This window comes from bacterium (genome assembly GCA_023382385.1).
GTDB lineage: Bacteria > Electryoneota > RPQS01 > RPQS01 > RPQS01 > JABWCQ01.
In genome coordinates this window covers 66,715-89,351 of sequence record JAHDVH010000006.1, presented here as the reverse complement: position 1 = coordinate 89,351, position 22,637 = coordinate 66,715, and the positions used below count along the sequence as shown (strand labels likewise).

Sequence of the window (22,637 nt, the reverse complement as noted above, 5' to 3'; positions counted from 1 at the left end):
GAACACATGACGTCTTCAATTCTCTCCCCGCTGAATAAGCGTCGGCAGAACCTGGACTTTCAAATGATCGCCGCTGTTACGGTTCTATGTATCGCCGGTGTGATATTTGTATTCACTTCATCTGCTGCGCATGCGTGGCAGATGGCAAATGGGCAGTCACTAACATTCCTGTTTAACCATCTGGTGCGCTTAATGCTTGGCATTGTCGCGCTAGTTCTATTCTATCACATTAGATATCAGTTTCTCGACAAGGTAGCAAGGGTCGCCTTAGTCGTTAGCCTCATCGGGTTAGTTGTTGTGTTGCTTATGCCGATGCTCCCCGGCACTTCGGCCAAGCGATGGATTATCTTGTTTGGTGTAAGTGTTCAACCCGCGGAGATTGCGAAGTACGCACTGTTATGCTATGTGGCACACAGGCTCACTGAAATTGAGAACTCTTCATTTCCGCGAGATCGTTCCCGCAAGTTTAACGCGCTTGTGATTGTCATTCTTTCGACTTTGTTACTGGTCGCCGCAGAACCCAACTTGTCAATGGTAATCCTTACTTCAGCGTCGCTGTTCACGATGTTTTTCTTATTCGGCCTCGAATGGAGGAAAGTCGCTATTACCGTTGCCGTTGGATTCGCTGGCGTTTGCGGGATAATATTGCTAAAGCCGTACATGTTAGACAGGATCAACTCCTATATCGCGGGGATTTCAGATCCACTCGCCACGAGTTATCACGTGAGACAGTCTTTGATCGCCGTTGGGCAAGGTGGAATCTTTGGGCTGGGGTTGGGGCAATCCACTCAGAAGCACTTCTATCTGCCGGAGCCTTACAATGACTCGATCTTTAGCATTATCGGAGAGGAAGCCGGTCTTATAGGATCTCTTTTCATAATTATTGCCTTCGTAGTTCTCGCTGTAAGAGGTTGGCGTGTTTCAATGAATTCACAGGATAGATTTTCCTATTACCTTGCGGCGGGAATAACTGCGTCTCTGGCGTGTTCATTTATTGTCAATGTCGGTGTTAACCTTGCGTTATTGCCCGCCACCGGACAACCATTACCATTCGTCAGTTACGGTGGTTCGTCGCTCGTGATGTCCATGGCAGCAGTAGGGACGCTGCTTAATATAGCGAAACAGCAAAATAAGTCGGTGGAGTGGCCCTCAGGTGCTCCACCAATGCTCCGTGTGTAAATTGCGAATCGTCATGTGTGGCGGAGGCACTGGTGGCCACGTCTACCCTGCTCTGTCAATCGCCGAAGCAATTGATGAAATCTCGCCAGGTGCCGAAATTCACTTTATTGGCATGGGAAACAGCTTTGAATCGAGAGCTGTCGCTTCAGCGGGCCGATTGTTCCATGAAATAAATGCTGGAGCACTCATAGGAAAAAGCTTCTTCGAGAAGCTTGTTGGACTTTGGAGGGCCGTATCCGGTACTCTGCAAGCGATGCTCTTGCTTCGTAAACTCAAACCGGGAGTTGTAATCGGGACCGGCGGATACGTTATGGCCCCAGTGATCGCTGCGGCAAAGCTCATGAGTATACCTTTCATATTGCAGGAACAAAATTCTTTTCCTGGATATGCCACGCGGAAATTTGCGCGATTTGCATGTTTTGTTTGCCTCGGAAACCAGGAAGCAGAACGTCACTTGCAAGGTTCAAGAGTTGTAGTCACTGGCAATCCAGTGCGCCGCGCAATATTGAAAAGCGCAAACACTTTAGAGCAGAGCCGCGGTTCCGATCATTCGTCTGCCCTACTTGTTCTTGGAGGTTCCCTTGGTGCAAGGTCAATTAACACAGCCGTGGCGAATTGTATTGACGAACTTGCTGGAGTATTGCCTGTCTATTGGCAAACGGGCCGCAACGCGTCGCACTCCCTCTTCGACAGTCAAGTGCTCGAGCGATTGATACAGCACAAGTTTGTAGTACGAAGAGACTTCTTTGATGACATGGATTCTCAGTATGCGCGAGCGAAACTTGTTGTCTGCAGAGCAGGCGCCATTACTTTAGCCGAACTCGCACTTTTCGGTCTCCCTGCAGTATTAGTCCCTTTCCCTTATGCAGCGCACCAACACCAATTGGCAAATGCTCGCTCAGTTGAAAACGAAGGTGGGGCGGTCGTGATTCCTGACTCGGAACTAACGGGCGAGAAACTATTCGACGTCGTCCAGTCGCTGTTATCCGACTCAAAGCGACTTTCTTCGATGTCTTCCGCGATGAAGCGGCTAGCGAAGCCATCCGCATCATGGGACATTGCCAAAATCGCCTTGAAAGTGGCAGCAAGATGACGACTCCCGCAGTATTCAGACACGTTCGTCGAATTCACATGGTTGGCATAGGTGGTGCGGGCATGTGCGGCATCGCAGAAGTACTAAATTCGATGGGTTTCATCGTCAGCGGTTCAGATCTTGTGCGATCCGAGGCAACAAATCGACTTGAAAGCTTGGGCATTCGAATATCATTTGAGCACAATGCCGAAAATGCCGCAGGCACAGACGTTGTGGTCTTCTCCACTGCTGTGCGTCCTGAGAATGCCGAAGTTCGGTTTGCACGGGAGAATCGAATTCCGACCATACCACGAAGCGAGATGCTCGCAGAGCTCATGAGGCTCAAGAGTGGCATTGCCGTGTCCGGCACACATGGAAAAACTACCACAACTTCCATGATTGGAACAATTCTTACGCACGCGGGGATGGAGCCCACTGTGATCGTAGGAGGCAAGGTTCGCGCCCTTGGCACCGGTGCTGCACTGGGCAAAGGCGGTTTACTTGTTGCAGAGGCGGACGAGTTCGATCGGTCATTCTTAAAACTATCCCCAAACCTTGCTGTCATTACTACCATCGAGGCTGAGCATCTCGATACTTACCTTGATATTGAAAGTATAAAAGACGCCTTTGTTGAGTTTGCGAATAAAGTTCCGTTCTATGGAGTGGTGATCGCTTGTATAGACGATACGCATACTCGTGAAGTGCTCCCCCGAATAAAGCGACCGTTAATCACATTTGGCCGCTCGGAAGATGCGAACTATAGAATTTGCAAGGAGAGTTACCTTGGTATGTCCGCGGAGTTTCAGCTGGTAACTCCCGAGTCGGATTTCCTTCCCTTCGGCATTAGGTTGCCCGGTCGGCATAACGTATTGAATGCCACAGCAGCAGCGGTCACTTCGCTTGAGTCCGGGGTTCCGTTTGAGAAGATACAAGAGGGGCTGCTGCAATTCGAGGGCGTGCATAGACGCTTTGAATATAAAGGGGAATTCGAGGGAGCACTTGTGTTTGATGACTATGCCCATCATCCCACTGAAGTTCGCGTCACCTTGGAGGCTGCTCGGCAATGTTGGCCTGAAAGGCGCATCGTAGCCGTGTTTCAACCACATCTCTTTTCCAGAACTCGTGACTTTGCCAACGAGTTTGCCGAGTCGCTCTCCCTCGCGGATGTCGTGGCAGTGTTAGAAATTTATCCTGCGCGAGAGCTTCCCTTGCCGAATGTGTCAACCGAACTGGTGATCGCACCATTGAGATCCAAGGGTACTCGCATCTTAGAGATCGAAGGTCACATTGATATCGTTGCTCAAATCCGTGCTGCTCTCAAACCGAAGGATATCGTCGTCATTATGGGAGCGGGGTCGGTTACGCATATCGCAGATCAAATCGTGCTTGGACTTCGATCGTGAGTGATGCCACGTTAGAGCTGTTCCGTCATGCACCATGTTTGATTCGCGAGAATGTGCCGCTTGCGCCACTCACGACATTTCGAGTAGGGGGTCCGGCGAGATTACTTGCTGAACCACGCAACGAGGCTGAGTTAGTTGAATTGATGCGTATCATATCCAAGACAGGCCTACAGTATTTCTATCTTGGACTTGGCTCTAATCTATTGGTATCGGATGATGGTTTCAGCGGCGTTGTCATTCGTTCGAGTGGCGTGCTTTCCAAAGTATGTCGAGACGGCGAGTATCTGGTTTCAGGGCCGGCGACGCGCCTCCAACTGCTTGCTTCGTTCGCTGCACAGAATGAACTCTCCGGACTGGAGCAACTGTCCGGAATACCCGGTTCCGTAGGGGGAGGACTGTGGATGAATGCGGGTGCATACGGACGTGAAATCTCAGATGTTTTTGAAGACGCAACTGTGCTTACTCAAGACTTGTCCTTGGAACGTATTTCGAGAACAGAGATTTCGTTTTCTTATCGCAAAGCGCCAGAACTCGAGCCGGTAATCGTGCTCAACAGCCGGTACAAGCTTACCAAAGGGGACCAGTCGAGCATCACTGCCGAAATGAAGCGAGCCTGGATGCTAAGACGTGCGAAGCAACCGATCGAGTATCCCAGCGCCGGGTCAATATTCAAACGCCCTCCGGGTGGTTTTGCGGGACGCTTAATTGAGGAGGCCGGTTGCAAAGAACTGCGCGAAGGCGGTGCCGTCGTGCCCAGCAAGCATGCAGGGATATTTATCAACGATCGCGGCGCAACTGCCAAGGAAATTGCAAGCCTTGTTCGGACAGTTCGCAGGCGTGTCTACGAAATGTTTAACATCCTCCTCGAAACAGAGATACTTCCAGTTGGCTTCGAATCCGACCCATTTGAAATCTAGATCACGAAGGAAAACACCTCGTCATCTAAGTCAACTACTTCTCATCTTCGGAGTAGCCATAGGTCTCTTGATCGTGATTCTGTTTGGCGGGAGAGTGCTAAGAAGGGGCGTTGAGTTTGCGGTCGGGCGAATGACAAATTGGCATTGCAGCAGTATAGACGTCGTGCCCGGCGTTGAATTGTGCGCGGACTCCATTCTGGCACTTTCCGGTTGTCAGCCTGGCCATGATCTATCAGAATACTCAACTGATCTCATAAGACAACGACTTCTTTGCCATCCATGGATAATGCAGGTAGACGTCAATAGAATTCCGCCACACGTATTGAAAATTGTTGTCACTGAGCGAAAGTGCATCGGAATAATCCGTGACCACTCAGAGATTGGCGTTACCGATGATTTGCATATCGTTCCTTGTGGAGGAAAGGCATGGGTAAACGACTTACCGTGGATATCGGTAGCCGCGAACCCCGGTTACTCCTTCGGACCGTTGTCGGTTGACAACCCCCTCTACCCCATCGCGTCAAAGCTGGCACGGTTAAGAACAGTTGTACCGAATCTTGCCGCTAATATTGCGGAAATATACCGCGTAAATGAAGATTATGGGGCAGTGATGTTGAATCCACTTCTCTCTATTTCTTTTTCATCAGAGACCGGTGATGTCGATTGGTACGCGTTAGATGCTCTGCTAAGAGACTCACAGTTTCAGAGTCGATTGGATTCGAGTTCCATTGTAGATTTGACCATTCCCGGTTTTGTAACACTTCAAGTGCCCCGTCTTCGGGCAGAGGAAACGACGCGATCATGAAGAATTCCTTATACCAGCAGGACATCTTGTGCGGTTTGGACATAGGCACAACCAAGATTGCAGCACTCATCGCTTCGGCAAGCATCAGCGGTGAACCACGGCTCTTGGGAATGGGAATCGTCCCGTCGCGTGGACTGCGCAGGGGTGTCGTAGTTAACCTTGAGCAAACGGCAAGCGATATCGCGGATGCCATCTCAATTGCGCAGCGTGAGGCGGGAGTTGAGGTTGAAACCGTTTGGGCCGGAATTGCAGGTGAGCACGTAAAAAGTTTAAACTCTCGCGGCGTGATCCCGGTCACGCGATGGAGGGGCGATCAGACGGGCGAAGTCACACCCGGTGATGTTGACAAAGTTGTAGAAGCCGCCCGGACAATTCTCCTTCCGCCGGACCGCAGAGTACTGCATGTACTTCCGCAAGAATTCATGGTCGACGCAGAGGGCGGTATTCGCATGCCCGTCGGTATGGCTGGCGTACGACTTGAGGCCGATGTCCACATTGTTCACTGCGCAGTCTCATCCGCGCAGAACATCATTGCCTGCTGCAAACGGGCAGGTGTGGTTGTTCAGGATCTGATTCTTGAGCCGCTCGCGTCCGCGGACAGCGTGTTGACTAGCGACGAACGCGAACTCGGCGTCGTTATTCTGGACTTTGGCGGAGGAACTACTGACCTTGCCGCATTTCAAGATGGTGCAATTAGGCACACAGCCGTGATCGGGTGCGGGGGAAACTACATCACCCGGGATATTGCCATGGGACTTCGAACGCCAATGGACTCGGCAGAGCAAATCAAGATCGAGCATGGTGCGGCACATCATCGCGCAATAAGCCAAAATGAGTTCTTGGAGATACCCGGCATTGGCGGGCGAGAACCTCGAGAGCTCAGCAGGTCGATGCTTGTTTCAATCATTGGACCGCGAGTTGAAGAGATTCTGACGCTCGCGCGTGAGGAGCTGAAGAAAACGCGAGTGCTCGAGCGAATTGGGGCGGGAGTAGTACTTACTGGCGGAGGCGCATCCATGTCAGGAATGGCAGAGATTGCCGAGGAGATATTTGCGCTCCCAGTCCGTATCGGCGCTCCGCAAGAGCTGGTTGACGGTCGAGATTTGGGGCTCGGACCAAAGTTCGCAACAGCCGTAGGATTAGTCCGCTTGGCAAATCAGCAGTACATTGAAATGGTCACAACTGGTCGAAACGCCGAGTCATGGACCGCTCGTACGTCACAAAAAGTTCGCAAATGGTTATCTGAAATATTCTAATCGGAGAAGGAGTCATTTCCATGGCAGCAATGCAATTTATGTTTGCTGACAATTCACTTGGCGCCAAGATGAAAGTGGTCGGCGTTGGTGGAGCTGGTGGCAACGCACTCAATTGGATGATTGAGGCAGGTCTCAAAAGTGTTGATTTCATCGCCGTGAATACGGACGCACAGGCCTTGGAGTCTAACGCTGCGCAGCGAAAGGTTCAGATTGGCAAGCATTCGACACGTGGTCTGGGTGCAGGGGCCAATCCTAATGTCGGTCGGGAAGCCATCGAAGAAGATCGCGAGGAGTTGTACCAGATACTTGCTGGTGCGGACATGGTATTTGTCACCGCCGGAATGGGGGGTGGAACCGGCACAGGTGCAGCTCCGATTGTTGCTCAAGTGGCTCGCGAGCAAGGAGCTTTAACTGTCGGGATTGTCACTAAACCATTCCTGTTCGAAGGCAAGAAGCGGATGTCGCAGGCGCAGGAGGGTATCGAAGCTCTGCGCGAGCAAGTTGACACGCTTATCGTCATACCAAATCAACGCCTTATTTCGCTCGTTGATCGCACTACTTCATTGGTAGATGCCTTCAAGCTTGCAGATAACGTACTGCTGCATGCAACACGGGGTATCTCTGACCTGATAACTGAGCCGGGCATGGTGAATCTCGATTTCGCGGATGTTCGGACGGTTATGTCGGCGAAAGGAGATGCATTGATGGGCGTCGGGACAGGCCGGGGTGAACATCGGGCAGTCGAGGCGGCTCAGCAAGCTATCTCCTCCCCCCTGCTCGAAGAAGTCTCGATTGACGGTGCTCGGTCAGTGTTGGTCAACATCACTGGCGGAACGAACCTTTCATTGCATGACGTTGCAGATGCAACAACGGTGATTACCGAAGCGGCAGGGGAAGAGGCGGAAGTGATCTTCGGTGCCGTAATAGACAACAAAATTGATGACGAGATACGCGTAACTGTGATCGCGACGGGTTTCAAGCGCGTTTCTGCCAACGCACGTCCGCATGTGATACGAACCGCTCCTGCAGTCCGGACTTCTGTTATCGAAATGCCCGTCACGCCTCGCCGTGAGCCGGCAAAAATTGACAGTTTTTCGGATTCCTTTCCGTTGAATGTTCAGCCTCTTACTCGTGAGGTGAACGGCCGGATCGAACCTATAGTTGTTGGTGACGAAGGCGAAAGTTCGCTCGACGACTTTGAGGTACCGACGTTCCTGAGGAAACAGATGGATTAAAGATTGCTGTTGACGAAATGTGAACACGAAAGACGATGTGGCTATGCTTGCAGTATTATAGGTGATTCGGTAAGTGGCCGGACAAGTTAGTTAACAATGGTGATTAATCAATGGATTTCAAACTACTAAAGCGGCTGTGTGAAAGTCACGCGGTTTCGGGACGTGAAGAAGGGATTCGAAAACTCATTCGAGAGGAATTCGAGAAGCTCGGTCTTTCCGTGACGGTCGATTCAATCGGGAACATGATCGGCTATAAGAAAGGAACGGGCAAGAAGAAGCTGATGCTCGCAGGTCACATGGATGAGATTGGCTTCATTGTTACGCACATTGACAAAGAGGGTTTCCTGCGTTTTCATCCGTGTGGCGGCTTCGATCCAAGAACACTGATGAGCCAGAGGGTCTACGTACACACGTCAAAGAAGCGACTCCTTGGCGTCATGGGGGCCAAACCCGTGCACGTTTTAAAGGAAGAAGAGAAGAAGAAGTCGCTTGAAGTGACTGACTACTTCGTTGATCTTGGACTTCCTGTTGAGCAAGTCATGAAGCTGGTTGAAGTTGGTGATCCGATTACCATGGCCCGCGACTTGGACGAAATCGGCGATTGCTTGACTGGCAAGTCCATCGATAACCGATTTGGACTCTGGGTGATGATCGAGGCCATTAAACTACTCAAGAAACATTCGGTTAACATTTATGCTGTGGCAACAACACAGGAAGAAGTAGGCATTAGGGGCGCCATAGCAGTCTCGAGAGATATCAACCCTGATGTTGGCATAGCCCTTGACGTGACGATCGCGGCAGACATTCCGGGAACGCCTGCCCAAGATCATGTTACAAAGATCGGCGAGGGTGCCTGCATAAAGATACTTGACGGTTCAATGATCGCAAATCCGAAAATTGTCCGTGAACTGAAAGACTTGGCGACTAAGAAGAAGATACCTTGGCAGTATGAGATCATGCCTCGTGGGGGCACCGATGGTGGAGCGATGCGCATGGTCTCCGGTGGCTGCGCGGTTGGTGCACTCTCAGTTCCTTTGCGCTATGTGCACTCGACGGTCGAGATGGTTCATAAGCGCGATCTCGAGTCCTGTGTCAAGCTCTTGGCGGCTTATCTTGAGTCAACAACCGGAAGCGGATACGAGCTGGACGATCGGCTATAATGAGATAGCAAGGTCTTGAAGAAAGGGCCCGCATTAGCGGGCCCTTTTGCTTGTGCTATTCTGGATAGATCTACTTTAAGAGCACGATTCGCTGCACATTCGGGTGGTGATTTACGGTCACGCTCAGCCAGTAGGAACCGCTCGGCAAATCCGCTCCGTCTATCCTTATTTGATGAAGGCCCGCACCAACCTGTCTGTCAGTAATCAGCTCCACTTGCCTGCCCAACACGTCGTGCAGCGTGACCCGCACATGAGATGAGCGGACTAATTCGAGATCCACAGACGTCTCTGGATTAAAGGGATTCGGATATGCCGAGGACACTCGAAAATCGGCCGGCATCGGATGTGGAGCTTCATCACTACCTGAGGTAGCTCCAAACCAATCCATGACTCGACGCACAACCTCGCGATGATGAGTAGAACCAACCGCACCACATGCCGCCTCGAGTGCAAAACCGAAATAGGCGGTCCGATAAGTAGAATTCTGGAATCGCACTGCGGCGCCTAATCCATTGTTCTGGTAGGTATAGAAGACAACTCCGTCATTGACTCCGCTTATCACAGAAGGACTCAAACTTCCATTCCCTGCACAGCCACCGCCAATAAGAATCAGGTTTGCTCCATCAGAGATGGGATCACCTGCGACTGAATTGACTTGCGTACCGCCGCTGACTCCGCCGCTGGAAGCATGTAGGTAGTCAGAGTAGAACGAACTGTTCCGCAATTCGAGATCCTCGTCTGCCCCTTGTGAACAAAACATCAGATCATTGCCTGCGTCCAAGAATGATTGCAAGGCCTCACGGTCGGTTGCGGTCAACGTGTTGCTGCTCTCATTCCCGCATGACCACACTATGTAATCGTACTCTTGAATCGTGCTATATGAAACTGCCCCGTCAAGATTCGTAGAGTAATCATCATAGTTATAGCCTGTCGCGGCGAGCGCTGCCGAGTAGAAGCTTGCATGGTTGGCACCATTGTCATCATCCACAACCAGTATTGGGGCGCGACCGATTCGCAAAGCAGCAGTTCGCTCGAAAACCGCCCCATCCTCGAACTCAAATTGCACCCGTAAACTTGTTGTGTATGCAAACGTCACATTTGCGTTGCAAGTTATCTGTGCGCCAGCATCGACCAGCGTGGTCGAACTCCCGGGAGCGAGACTTCCTATGAAGTAGTTGGTATTCGTCAGCGTCAAATTGGGATCTTCAGTCGTTACCGAAACGTCGACATTTAACGCGTGGAACCACTCAGGACTGTTGCTGATCGTCAATCGCAACTCACCAGTCTCTCCGGCTTCGAGCCGATTGTCATCATCGTTGTCATTGACGATTGCAGCGGATTCGACCTGCAAATAGGGGTAGATTGCCGCGAGTGCCTTTGCCGCATCAATTCTGCCGAATCCGAGATCAGCCGGATTGTAGGAAGGATTCAGCGCGGAAATGTTGACACAATTGGGAAGCACCAAATCCCGCACTTGCGAGTTGTTAAGCCCGGGGACAATGGACCAAATCAAAGCGAACACGCCTGCTGCATTAGGACTTGCCATGGACGTTCCCTGCAAGTTCGCATAGCTATTATTGGTGCTCAGCGACTGGGTGCCGTCGCCAGGTGCGTAACAGTCAACCCACGTTCCATAGTTCGAGAAAGTCGAAACATTATCGTTTTGATTCACAGACCCAACGCAAACAACATTGTTATATCCGCACGGATATTGAATCGAATTCTGGCCATCATTGCCAGACGCGGCGCAAAGCAGAGCGCCATTCTGCCATGCGGCCTGAATCACGTTGTTCACATTGTTGCTGAATCCAGGGCCGCCGTATGACATGTTTATGACATCTGCACCGTGCGCGACGGCCCAGCTTATGGTCGCAATAGCGGCAGAAGTGACAATTAGGCCCTCGCCGTTTATTGGCTCGTAACCTGCTCTGCTGGACATGATTTTCATGCGCCAGTTGCATCCAGCCACGCCTACTCCATTGTTACCTACGGCTCCGATGGCACCAAGCACATGAGTCCCATGATTTCCGACACTGCGCGTGTCATTGTCAGGGTCATCGCAGTCCTCGCCTGGCGCACATCCACCAATATTGTCTATAAAGTCCCATCCAATGAAATCATCGACGTACCCATTGCCGTCGTCATCAACGCCGTTCAAGTCATCAATGTCGCCCGGATAATCCGTGTCCCAATAGGCGTCGCGATCGCCATCGAGGTCCTCGCCCGGATTCACCCACAGATTATCTCGAGCGTCCGTGTGCGGCCACCAGAATCCGTTGTCCACCGCAACGGCAATGATATCTTCACCACCCTGTCCGAAGTCCCAAGCAAGATGGCAGCGCATCAACCGCTTATCCCATTGCTGTCCCCAGAAAGGATCATTAGGAATTGTTTCAGTCACGGGCCAGGTGATGTCGGGTTCTGCGTTTTCCACTTCAGGCAAGGATAAGAAGGCTTCGCAGACTTCGAGCACGCTGAAGTGAGTTGGGAATGTAAATACCACTAAGCGATAGGCGTCAGGCGCAGGATTCAGTTTGGCAAGAATCTGGTCCGGCACAACTCGATACATAGCCTGAACCTGATAGCTTTCCAACACGGCGTCGACAGCAGGAACCCCAATGGTAACCCGATTCGTTAACGAGACTTCTGTTTTTAGTTCGCCGACCGACGGCGCGAAATTTACCATTACGCGCCCAGGCATCCACTGCGTACCATCAGGATATGACAGAGCTGAATAGGCAGCAAGTGGCAGCAATACAATCCAAAGTAACCTGAATTTCATAGCACTCACAGAAACACCTCGTTGTGTGTCTAAGTCAAGCCCCGGGAAACAATCTACTTCAGAAGGACCATCTTTGCGCTTTGGACAACACCAGGAGCTACGAGCCGCACAAAGTAGACTCCGCTGGCGAAGCCAGAACCATCGAATTGCACCTGATGCGTGCCGGGCTGGACTAAGCCACGTACCAGTTCGGAAACTAGCCGCCCTTGAATATCGTAGACTCGCAACTCCACGTTGGATGCGGTGCTTACCTCAAACTTCACTTCAGTCGTCGGGTTAAATGGATTCGGGTAGTTGCCTACCAGCCGGGCTGAGTGTGGGATGGGGGACGTAGGACGCTCGTGAGCGTCCACCCTTTCAATACCAAACCATTCGAGAGTTCTGGAAAGCACCACAGAGTAATGGTCGGTTCCGGCAAGACCGCAGCCTGCTTCAAGCGAGAACGCAAAATAAATTGACTTGTAGGCGCCGTCATACATTACCGCACCCACCCCGCCAGCGGTTGTGTATTCAAATGCCGCGACACCTCCGTTAACTGGCAGAATGCGGTCAGGACCTGTCAATCCATTGTTAGCACAGGCTCCGCCTTGTAACAGAAGGCGTGTGCCATCAAAAACCGGCACGCCTTCAACGGCATTGACTACTCTGTCTCCTGCAAGATTATTGTCACTCGCGGAGCGCAAGTAATCTGAGAAGAAGCTTGAGCCGCCTATGTCGTTGCGCAAGCCATGTGCGCTGATCAGCAAATTACCGCCGGCATTCAGATAGGAAGTCAGTGCTTCTTGCTCACTTGCCGTCAGAGTATTCGATGTTTCATTGCCGCAGACCCACATGATGGCAGGATAGTGGCTGAGATGAAACGAGGTTGGCTGCCCGTCAAGCGAACTACTCCAGAGATCAGGATTCGCGCCGAGGTCGATGAGAGAACTATAGTAGTATGACTGAAAGTTGCCTGAACCATCGTCATCAACTACGAGCAATCTGCCCCGCCCAACTCGAATTGTATACGTTAATGTGCGGTTGAATCCCTCGTCACTTGTGATATTCACCAAGAGGTCGAGCCAAGTTCCATCCTCAATCGTTCCGGCAGTAAGCGTTACAGTAGCCGTCGCCGCAGCGCCGGGCGCAAGTGCACCTATGGACTGTGTGCCATTCGAGATTGAAACGATTGGATTGTTCGAGGTTACGTTCACAACCACGTTCGTTGCGGGAGCCCAATCGGGCGATGACTGAATCACCAGCTCAAGTTGGGCAGACTCTCCAGTCTCAAGCCTACCGTCTCCGTCTCCAACGTTGTCGGTTAAACTGCTCGAAATTACATTCAGATTCGGCAGAAGCATGGCAGCGGCTGTCCGAACATCCACTCTGCCAGCGCCAAGCATCCCGACGAAGTTAGGATTCAACGCATCTAAATTAAAGGCCGAGATATACATCAGCTCGCGGAGTGATGCATTGTTCAGATCGGGGAAAAGTGCCCAAAGCAAGGCAGCTGCACCTGCAGCGTTGGGCGAGGCCATCGAGGTCCCATCCCACGACTGATATCCACCATTGTTCACCGTACTCGGAATGCCAACTCCTGGTGCTGAGATGTCTGTCCACGCGCCATAATTGGAAAAGTTAGCTTTGCGGTCACTCGAGTTCGTGGCATTCACGGCGATTACGTTCTCGTAGCCTGCAGGGTACTGAATGCTGCTCTGGTTATCGTTTCCGCTTGCCCCAAACAGCAAAAGCCCTGCATTCCACGCAGCCACAACTGCACTGTTCGCTACTGACGAGAAGCCTGGTCCTCCATAGGACATATTGATGATATCTGCGCCATTGGCAACAGCGTAGTAGGTTCCCGGAACCGTGGCAGATTGAGGCATGTAACCTTGTCCGTCAGAGGCGAGATATCCGCAGCGCAAAGCCATTAGCTTTCCGACCCACGAGAAGCCGGCGACTCCGATGCCGTTATTGCCAGCCGCCACCATAATACCACCTACGTGGGTTCCGTGAGGTTCACGGCCAAACATGTCGTTGTCCTGAATGTTATCACAATCTTCGTTTCCGGCACAGCCGCCAATTCCCGCAATGAAATCCCAACCAAGAAAGTCATCCGGAAAGCCGTTCCCGTCGTCGTCCACGCCATTCAGGTCATCCAAGTCCCCAGGGTAGTCATTAAACGACCACACCTCTTGATCACCGTCGACGTCCTCACCAGGATTCACCCAAAGAATTGGAGCCAAGTCCGGATGACGCCAGTCCACCCCTGTATCAAGACCAGCGCAGATAATGGCTGGACTACCTGTTGTGAGGTCCCAGACTGCCTCGGCACCCATAATTTGTTTGTCCCACTGACTGGAGAACTGCGGATCGTTAGGTGTTCGAAACAACCGATACAGGAGGTCGGGTTCGGCATTGCTTACGAACTCTGAAGCGGCAAACGACTCCAGCACGGTCATAACGGGTACTTCTGAGTCGAATTCCAGCAAGTAGGTGCGATATGCTTCCGGCAGGGCCGTCGGAATCCTGTCCAGAATTGCGTCTGGTACGAGCCTCTTGAAGCCCTGGCACTTGAACTCAATGAACCGCGCGTCCAATTCAGGTATTCCCGACTGCACGAATCCGAATTCGTCAAGTCCCAGACCTTGGCCATCAAATTCCTCTGACATGACAAGTAGCAGTCGACCGTTCAAATAGTCAACGCCCGCCCAACGGTCGCCCGGGCCAGCGAAAGCCAAACCGCAGAGAGTCATAGAAATCACGAACGCAGTAACATGTCCAAACTTCATTCACCGAACTCCATTTTACGGGCCGCCGGAATAGAACCTCGTGAGGACCCACAACCACGAGGAGGGAGAATTGCTCTCGCGAAATATCTTGTAAAACTACGGATACTGTGCAAGAAAGTCAATGTTTTCTATAGCTTTCCGCACATATCGCGCCATGTGATTGTGAACAAGTAAGTATAAGTAAAACATATAAAAAGCCCTCTTTCGAGGGCTTTTCAGTGTGCAATCTCTGCGTATCTCTGTGCAAAAGAGCTTCTCAAGCTGTTGATTGAGAGGCCTTCCTAATCGATTCGTATCCTTAGTTCTTGGCCATGTCTGCTGGGATGACTCGTGGCGTCACAAAGACCAAGATCTCAGATTTGTCCGTTGTTTGCACTTGATAGTCAAACAGTCGCCCGAACAGCGGAATTGCGTGCAACAACGGAACGCGACGATTCAGCGTGCCTTCCTTAGAACGAATCACCCCACCGATGACAACCGTCTCTCCGTCCTTTACTAAAAGCGTCGTTTTTACTTCCGAAGTCAAGATGATGATGCCACCCGTTACAGTTGCTTCGCCTGCCAAATCTGCGACCTCGGGATTCAGCGTCATCAACACTTCATTGTTCGGGTTGATATGCGGTGTCACACTTAGCTTCACCGCGACATCGTAGAACTCCGTAATGATGTTTCCTGATTCATCAAGCCTGTTGATCGGAATGCGTTTCCCTGAAGTAATCTGCGCCGATTCGTTGTCGTTAATCAGTACCGAAGGCTGAGACAGCACCTCTGCGGCGTTTTGCTCCTCAAGCGCGCTAAGCTTCGCTCCTATCTCAACGCCGTTTTCCAGCCGCCCAAATGTGAACGATCCCGTCGGATTATTCACTCCGAGATCAACATTTGCTCCAGCTTTCGTATTCGCGATCGGGTTGCCCAGGTTCCCAACTGACCAGGATACGCCTAACTCTTTGCTGCGAGCCGCGTCTACCTGGACAATCTTTGCCTCGACCAAGACTTGTGCCGTCGGTTTGTCAAGCTCGGCGACGATCCTGTTCATCGACTCAATGACCGTGGGAATGTCCGTGACGATCAACGTGTTTGCACGTGTGTCCGACTCCATCTTTCCACGTTCTGTTAAGAGTCGGGTAAGATTCTTCTTGAGAGTCTCGGCGCGCGCATACTTGACCTTGTAGATATTCGTCGTTAAGGCCTCAAGCTTTTCCGCGTTCGCAATATCTTTGTGCGTCGTCACACGAATGACGCCCTTTTCCTCCACGGCCACGAAGTCGTTGATGCGGAGGACATTGTCAAGAGCTTCCCGCCACGGCACGTTGTTTAGAAGCACCGTGACTGGGCCGGTAACTTCCGAACCCGCGACGATGTTTGTCCCCGAAAACTCCGCAATACTGCGAAGAACTGTTCGAATGTCGGCCTGCTCCACATTCATGGAAATGCGTCGCTCGTAGCCCGGCTCCGTTGTTCGCTGTGCCCAGACCATTGAGCTCATCAGCCCGAGCAGTAGCGTGATTCCTATCAAAATTCGCTGCATGATTGCACCCTTCCGCTTGTTATCGGAGCGGCTCCGTTTGTTATCCTTGCACTTTCAACGTAATACGGTTGTAGTCCCCAAACTCTGACACCTCAAATACCGCCTCGGCCTGTCCGACATAGAGAACTCGACCCTTGTAAATCTGATCACCCTCACGTAGGAAGAAACTCTTCCCGTCCTTGTCTTTCACCATGGCGAGATACTTTCCATCTGACCAGACAACCCCTGTTAATACAGCTTCCTCAATGCGTAGCAGATCGGTCTTGACCTCACCTTCCTTCTTCTCATCTGAAACCAGAGCGCGAAACGGATCGCGCAGACCGGCCGCCAGATACTGCACTGGTTCGTGGCGCTTGAAAACAGTCGTTTCAAGTTTCACTCGCCGCGTTCCGCCTTGTGCTTCTGTTGTCATCTCGTGCGGGAGAACTCCCAGTGAATCGAGTCCGGAAGCCTCAGTGGACAAAACCTCCCCATCCCGCTCCGCATTGTCAGATTCCTGTGCAACCGGCTCGCGTGGTGCAAGTTTCTTCCGCTTCGCAGGGTTTTCATCTTGAGCGAGTACTCCCGATACGAGAAGCACTATTGCGAATATTAGACTGAGAACTCTCATTAGTGGCCTCCAGTCTTCTTCGCGGGTTTACGACCACTCGCCTTCAGCTCCTCTTCAGTCGGAGCAACTTCGACCGGGGCACCGAGTTCTTTGAAGACATATATCGTTGCCAGAAACTCAGCCTCTACACTATAAGGACTTCTGCCTTTGGTTGGCTTGTACGCGCTCAGACGAATATTCCGCACATTCACAATTCTCTTGAGTCCTGCAACGCTTGAAATGAAACGCCCAAGATTGTGGTATGACGATAGAGTCCTGATCTGAATCGGATACTCCCAGTAGTACGGTTGTTCAACGGCGTCAAGAGGTCTGAACAACAGGAAGTTTACATCGCGCTTGCTTCCTTCTTCAGAGACGTTCTTAAGCAGCGCGTCCATCTCCTGCTCCGTTGGCAGCAACTCGATTGCAACTTCCCAGCTCGCCATTAGCCGCGCATAATCGTCCTGCACGGTCTGGAAATTTGCTGCAATCCGCTTTCCTTTTATAAGTAACGCCTGCTCTTCTGCGATACTTTTCTCCAAGCGAACTGCCTGGTCTTGTCGCGGCATGTAAACGAAGTTCGCGTACGCGTATACTGCACCGAAGAGCAGAAAAACCGCTATCAGCCACTTCTGGGTGGTGGGACTTCTTAGGTTTATTGACATGCTCTGCTTACCTTAAGGGTTTACGTACCGCGGCGGCATTGTAAACACTGATCCCGGCGACAGTGTTATGCCCCCTGTGGGAATTCCAACCGCCTGATCTTGGTAGAAGTACTGTATCAGGCAGTCGGCAACGTAGTCATAGGTCCCGGTTTCCTCATCCGTTCCCAAAAAGACAAAACCCTCAAAGTATCCCCGATCGTCTGTTTCAAACCATCTGTCCGGACCAGTGTACGGATTGTCTGACTCGATGTCACTTTCGATGATCACCTTCACACCGCTGACGCCTGTTTGATCAGCGTGGGACCGATAGACGTAACCAACCACCTTCGCGGAGCTGTTGCTGCTGTTGATGTCTTCATCGCATGATACGGTTAGACCCGCTACTGTGACGAGAAGACTTAGCCACACAAGCTTACGCATGGTACCTCCTGCTTCTTTATTTTAATACAATTACTTTCGAGCCGACTTTCGCTTTGCATCCTCGAGCGCGGCATTTGTCTCTTTGATCGCTTCGGCGCCTTTCCTGAGCAGGTTGTCTTTCTTCGGCTTTGCGACCTGAATTTCGATTGTCGGAATTGTCAACTGCAGTGTGAACTCAGTGACTTCGGTACCCGCAATTTCACCCTGTTGTGTGACAAGCAAGTCAACTCCCTTGACACTCGGTTCCTGAAGCAATTCCGTCATGAATTCCGCGACTTTCGTGTTTGAGCTTGTGATTCCCGAGACATGAATTCCCGCACCGTTTGGAGTTGCTGCCTCCTTGGTGCTCGTGAGCCAGGTAAGCGCAGGCAGGCGCCGCGCCAACATCTCAAGCACTTCAAGTCGAGCGAACCTGTTGCGGTCCAGCTCCCGTATCACGTCAATCCGTGCGGAGACATCTGCACGCTTTACTGACAGATCTTCGACTACCGCGATCTTATCTCGATAAAGGGCTGTTTCATCGCGTATGGACTGCAAACGTGACTCCAGACTGCTGAGATGACTAACTTGGTTAAGATGGACGATAATCATTCCTAACATGACCGCCGAGAAGCCAAGAATTGGAACCACCGCCCCCGCACCAAGGTATGTCGACCGTTTCGCTTCTGGCCTATCTTCAGAGAAAATTAAGTTGAATCCAGGGTGATCTCCGCCCATTGATCGTAGCGCAAGTCCAATTGCACACGAGTAACCGGAAGCATTCCCTCCTTCTGGGAGGGTGACATTCCTCGACGGACTGTTCATCCTCCGGAAGGGGTTTACGACCTCTACTTCAAGCCCGAAGCGCTGCCTCATTGCTGATTGTAAACAAGGCAATTCCGCTCCGCCGCCACACAGCAATAGCTTCACCATAGGCTTTTCCGCGAGCACGCCGAGGTATTCAGGAAGCGAACGCTCAATTTGCTCAGCAAGCCTCTCGCTCACGGAGCGTGCAACAGCATCCAGAGCATCCTGTTCTTCCTCCGTGCGACTTTGACGCGCAAGAGTGTCAAGTGCTTTCTCAAAACTATAACCACAGCGTCGGATTAGGCCTTCAACATATACCTTCCCTCCAATCGGAATACTCCTACTTGTCTCAAACTGAGACATCTCGTAGAGCATGACTTCTGTGCTCTGAAACCCGATGTGCAGTACGCCGACAATGCCCTCTTCGTCAAGATAGCCAGCCTCGGTCAAAGCCGCCTGCACGGCAAAAGGCGCGGCTTCAAGTATTTTGGGCTTCATGCCTGCCCAATAAAGAGGTTCCGTAGAGTCAAACACTACTTCATTCTTTGCGGCGACGAGCAGAACTTCCATGCGACCGCTGTCAACGTCCTGGTTCTGCCGTGCATAATCTAAAGACACTTGACTAATGTTGAACGGCAGATTCGCATCCGCTTCGTACTCAATTGCGCCGCGAAGTTCATGGTCGGACATGTCGTCAGTGGTTATCTTCTTTATCATCAACTGACGCCCTCCCACAGCTACTGCGATCTCTTTTCCCTTAAGGTTGTAGTCCTTCGCAACTTTCGCAAGGACGTCACCCAAGGCAATGCCGTCCATCCAGGAACCATCAACGATTGAGTCCTGAGGCAGATCAACACAACCTAATTGATCAACGGCAACCGTATCGCCACTCGCTTTCACGGTTGCGATGTGTATTCGCTTACTGCCAACATCGATGCCGATCCCATACTTGTTGCGTTTTGCCATGACCTTGCCCTGTCTTTCTTTTATTATCGTCCGTTGCTTTCGAATAGCTCCGGATAGTTTACACCGAGTTGTTGAACATGACGTGGAAGCATCGCAATTAGCTCCAGACGACCGCCATCTGCTGCGTTGACCATGATACCGCCACCGAGCGCGTTGCACAGAACTCGCGCAATAAACAAGTCTACTTTGCTACCGTTTGGACTACCGTGACCATCGCTCGGCACTGCGCACGTGTCAGTCATGATTCCATTAATTTCTGCCTGAGTTGGCATCGGACCCGAGCTGTTTAATCGGATCTCCACATACTCTTCGCAGTCGACGCACATCATGCGAATGTCACCGGCATGAATGATCCGCAGCATGCAGTAGTCAACCAAGTTGGCAAGCATTCTCCATACGGCATCAGGTTTCGTATACAACAGCACTTCGCTTTCGCTTGGTGTGACTGTCAGGTCAATATCCCGTCGACGCGCCTCCCCTTGCATTGCTTGCTGCACTTCGTTCACGATGTCTTGAACGTTACACAACTCGGCCGCCGTATTGTAGTCAGAGGGAGATCTGCCTTGTAACAGGTTCTCTACGCTCCGCCCAAGTGTCTCAATCTCCTCGATCAAGACGCTTCTGTATCTGTCATGCAGGCTCACCGGAAGGCTATCCAAGTTCTGGAGCGAGTAAACGTAGCCTCTAATCATTCCGAGCGACGCTTCGACAGCATACGCTAAGGCAGATTCCCGGTCCTCCTGGCTCTCCCATAGCTTTGCCTCGATGGCGTCCTCTTCCGTAACATCGCGTCCAACCCCAACAATTCCAATCACCTGACCATTCTGTTGGAGTGGAGACTCAATCACTTCAAGCACTTGTCTTCCACCACCGGCAGAGCGCAATGGCAGAATCATACGTGCACTCTTCCTTGCATTGACAATCTGCTCGCGTGCCCTGTCGACCATTTGTCGATCTTGGTTATCAATGAAGTCATCAAGCACAAGCGAGCTTATCGCAGAGTACTCGACACCAAGTATGCGACAGCACTTGTCATTGGCGTCTATAAACCTGCCATTCGGATCAATGACATATAACACGTCCTCTATTGCAGTGCGGACGGCTGCTGCGATATCAATCGGCTCTGACACACTATTCAGATTGACGTTCGTCATTCTATTCTACATCTCCACGTTGCGATCATGTGACACCTCTACTTGCGGGTGCCACGCCTTCTTGCTTACCTCAGCCGTCTATTCGCGCATGCACCTTCGCTGATGAGTCATCACTTACTCTGATGCGAACATGCTTGCACTGGAATCTACTTTGTGCAAAGGCAGTTGCGCAGAGCCGGCCAACCTCCACCATTCTGTACTGAAGCCTCCATCACATCATCATCAAGAATCTCTGCCTTAACACCGCGCTTGGTGGCGATGTCGCGCAATGCAGAAGGTGACGGCATGCTAAGTTCGATCTCAGTACCACGTGACAGAGTTTCGCGCAGCTCTTGTGTGGATGGACCGGCGCATATGTCTTCCGGCGCTAAGGTTAGTACAACAACTCCCCCACTGCTCCTGTAGTGCTCACAAAGGCTACTCAATTCCTGTTCAACCACAGGCATACCAAAGCACTTACCCGCGTCATCCACTATTACTATCTCGCGGTCACGCAGCTCATACCTGAAATAGGCCACTTCTCTAACTGCAAGGAACTCAAGTGTGCTATCCACAAACTCGCTTCCAGAGCAGAGCAGGCCGCGAGCAAGTGGATTGCTCCGAGACATGTAGTGCTGAATCGCTTTTACCAAGTGCGTCTTCCCACTACCACTCTCACCTACGAAGAGTAGTGGCATGTCAATGGGCTCTGCTGCACCTGCTGCGATCTGCTTGCCGATTTCACGCGCACTGCGAACGCCATCGTGATCGTAGAACGTATCAAAAGTCTGCGGTGTGGCCTGCGGAACTCTCCAATGCGCATAGTGGTCTGCGCTTTTTCTCCCTTGAGGCGTTTGTGTTGTTCCTCTTGAGCCTCCGTTGCGATCGCCGTAGTATATAAATACTGCATGTTCGACAGCTTCAGGATCTGCAGAAAACAGAACGATCTCAGCATCGGTGACAGAGCGGAGAGCATCACGAACTGGGCACCCGCTCGGGTCAGCAGCAGCGACAACAAGAGTGTTCCCGCTTCTCTTTATTGGAATACATCTGAACTCCCTTGCAACTCTTGCGGGGACATGACGTATTGCTTCAGGTTCGATTGTCACTTCCTCTAACCTAATTGACCGAATATCTGCATCTGAAGACACGATTCGGTCAACTTCATTTTGCGTAAGCAAATCTAACTCAACGATAGCTTGCGCGAGGCCGATGGATGACTCTTTCTGCAGTTCCTGAACTAACTCAATCTGCTCGTTGCTCAGCAGTCTGCTGCGCCTCAGGCGTTCCTCGAGCAAGGAATCTTGTAGCGGGTGCCTGCTCATTTGTCAGCACCTCTTTGCCTCATGACTCTTAGCTCGGATATGAGTTCCTCACCCGCGCGCATAAGCTCTGACGTAGTTAATGTCGAGTCGCCTTTCAGCGACACTTCCTCCCCATTCGCGTAGTGCGTCCAGGTCGCGCCCCGTGGCCCAAGTTCAATTAGGATACGTTCGCTTGATTCGCTACCCGATTTGTCAGCATTTGACCGGCATTCCAAGCCATCATCACTGCCTGCTATGCTATATGCCTGGATATCCGAGAGACCTCGTACTCTCTTCTGTAATTCCTTAAACTTTAACAGGAGTTGCGCATGCAGCGGAATCGGGATATACATGCGATCATGATTCACACTACGATGTTCCTCCTCCAGACTCTTGATGAGCCTACTGAGACTTACTCGAATCGAGCGCTCTGGTGGAAGACTCTCGGGACTCTCGGCAGTCACTTCGATTGCTTCTGTAGCGGCCGTTTTCAGAGCGTCCCAACCGTCTCCTGCACTCTGAGATTGTGCGTGCACGAGATGGCCGCGCACGAACCAGAGTATAAGTTGACCTCGCTTGCTTTCGCAGGTTGTTTGGCCGCTGTAGTTGCTCCCTCCATAGGCCTTTAGCAGATCCAGGAGGCTTCTATTCGTGTGATTCAGCACT

At 51.6% G+C, this 22,637-nt stretch carries 18 protein-coding genes; 8 read left to right on the top strand and 10 right to left on the bottom strand.

Annotated elements, in window-relative coordinates:
- The first annotated feature begins 6 nt into the window (after positions 1-6).
- The 8 genes from KJZ99_11915 (at position 7) to KJZ99_11880 (ending at position 9,027) form a co-directional block, all read left to right on the top strand.
- Complete coding sequence (locus KJZ99_11915) at positions 7-1,179, top strand: putative lipid II flippase FtsW (protein MCL4306608.1); 1,173 nt, start codon at positions 7-9, stop codon at positions 1,177-1,179.
- A complete protein-coding gene (gene murG, locus KJZ99_11910; protein ID MCL4306607.1) occupies positions 1,172-2,272 on the top strand; it encodes an undecaprenyldiphospho-muramoylpentapeptide beta-N-acetylglucosaminyltransferase in 1,101 nt (366 codons plus the stop codon). The genes KJZ99_11915 and murG overlap by 8 nt, the downstream gene beginning before the upstream one ends.
- Entirely contained in the window at positions 2,269-3,654 is a 1,386-nt protein-coding gene (locus tag KJZ99_11905) for a UDP-N-acetylmuramate--L-alanine ligase (GenBank protein ID MCL4306606.1), read from the top strand. Before murG ends, KJZ99_11905 begins: the two co-directional genes overlap by 4 nt.
- Positions 3,651-4,571, top strand: coding sequence for a UDP-N-acetylmuramate dehydrogenase (murB, locus tag KJZ99_11900; protein ID MCL4306605.1), 921 nt, complete (start codon positions 3,651-3,653; stop codon positions 4,569-4,571). The genes KJZ99_11905 and murB overlap by 4 nt, the downstream gene beginning before the upstream one ends.
- Before the next feature lie 130 nt (positions 4,572-4,701).
- Positions 4,702-5,376, top strand: coding sequence for an FtsQ-type POTRA domain-containing protein (locus KJZ99_11895; protein ID MCL4306604.1), 675 nt, complete (start codon positions 4,702-4,704; stop codon positions 5,374-5,376).
- Positions 5,373-6,632 (top strand): cell division protein FtsA, encoded by a 1,260-nt coding sequence (gene ftsA, locus KJZ99_11890; GenBank protein ID MCL4306603.1) that lies wholly within the window; start codon positions 5,373-5,375, stop codon positions 6,630-6,632. Before KJZ99_11895 ends, ftsA begins: the two co-directional genes overlap by 4 nt.
- A 29-nt stretch (positions 6,633-6,661) precedes the next feature.
- Complete coding sequence (ftsZ, locus tag KJZ99_11885) at positions 6,662-7,867, top strand: cell division protein FtsZ (GenBank protein MCL4306602.1); 1,206 nt, start codon at positions 6,662-6,664, stop codon at positions 7,865-7,867.
- A 110-nt stretch (positions 7,868-7,977) separates the two neighbouring features.
- Entirely contained in the window at positions 7,978-9,027 is a 1,050-nt protein-coding gene (locus KJZ99_11880; protein ID MCL4306601.1) for a M42 family metallopeptidase, read from the top strand.
- 70 nt (positions 9,028-9,097) lie between these two features.
- Here the strand turns inward: KJZ99_11880 and KJZ99_11875 are convergent, their stop codons facing one another.
- The 10 genes from KJZ99_11875 to KJZ99_11830 form a co-directional block, all read right to left on the bottom strand.
- On the bottom strand, positions 9,098-11,809 hold the full coding sequence (locus KJZ99_11875) for a S8 family peptidase (protein ID MCL4306600.1): 2,712 nt from the start codon (positions 11,807-11,809) through the stop codon (positions 9,098-9,100).
- Between the two features lie 53 nt (positions 11,810-11,862).
- Entirely contained in the window at positions 11,863-14,580 is a 2,718-nt protein-coding gene (locus KJZ99_11870; GenBank protein MCL4306599.1) for a S8 family peptidase, read from the bottom strand.
- A gap of 298 nt (positions 14,581-14,878) precedes the next feature.
- Entirely contained in the window at positions 14,879-16,108 is a 1,230-nt protein-coding gene (gene pilQ / locus KJZ99_11865; protein MCL4306598.1) for a type IV pilus secretin PilQ, read from the bottom strand.
- 40 nt (positions 16,109-16,148) lie between these two features.
- The gene (locus KJZ99_11860) at positions 16,149-16,718 is read right to left on the bottom strand and encodes a hypothetical protein (GenBank protein ID MCL4306597.1); all 570 of its coding nucleotides are present in this window, start codon (positions 16,716-16,718) and stop codon (positions 16,149-16,151) included.
- The gene (locus KJZ99_11855; GenBank protein ID MCL4306596.1) at positions 16,718-17,362 is read right to left on the bottom strand and encodes a type 4a pilus biogenesis protein PilO; all 645 of its coding nucleotides are present in this window, start codon (positions 17,360-17,362) and stop codon (positions 16,718-16,720) included. The genes KJZ99_11860 and KJZ99_11855 overlap by 1 nt, the downstream gene beginning before the upstream one ends.
- A 12-nt stretch (positions 17,363-17,374) precedes the next feature.
- Positions 17,375-17,782: a hypothetical protein gene (locus tag KJZ99_11850; GenBank protein MCL4306595.1), complete on the bottom strand. Its 408-nt coding sequence runs from the start codon at positions 17,780-17,782 to the stop codon at positions 17,375-17,377.
- Between the two features lie 30 nt (positions 17,783-17,812).
- Positions 17,813-19,534: a type IV pilus assembly protein PilM gene (gene pilM / locus KJZ99_11845; GenBank protein ID MCL4306594.1), complete on the bottom strand. Its 1,722-nt coding sequence runs from the start codon at positions 19,532-19,534 to the stop codon at positions 17,813-17,815.
- A gap of 23 nt (positions 19,535-19,557) precedes the next feature.
- A complete protein-coding gene (locus KJZ99_11840; protein MCL4306593.1) occupies positions 19,558-20,688 on the bottom strand; it encodes a PAS domain-containing protein in 1,131 nt (376 codons plus the stop codon).
- 146 nt (positions 20,689-20,834) lie between these two features.
- Positions 20,835-21,992 (bottom strand): hypothetical protein, encoded by a 1,158-nt coding sequence (locus KJZ99_11835; GenBank protein MCL4306592.1) that lies wholly within the window; start codon positions 21,990-21,992, stop codon positions 20,835-20,837.
- On the bottom strand, positions 21,989-22,636 hold the full coding sequence (locus KJZ99_11830; protein ID MCL4306591.1) for a hypothetical protein: 648 nt from the start codon (positions 22,634-22,636) through the stop codon (positions 21,989-21,991). Before KJZ99_11830 ends, KJZ99_11835 begins: the two co-directional genes overlap by 4 nt.
- Between the last annotated feature and the right edge of the window lies 1 nt (position 22,637).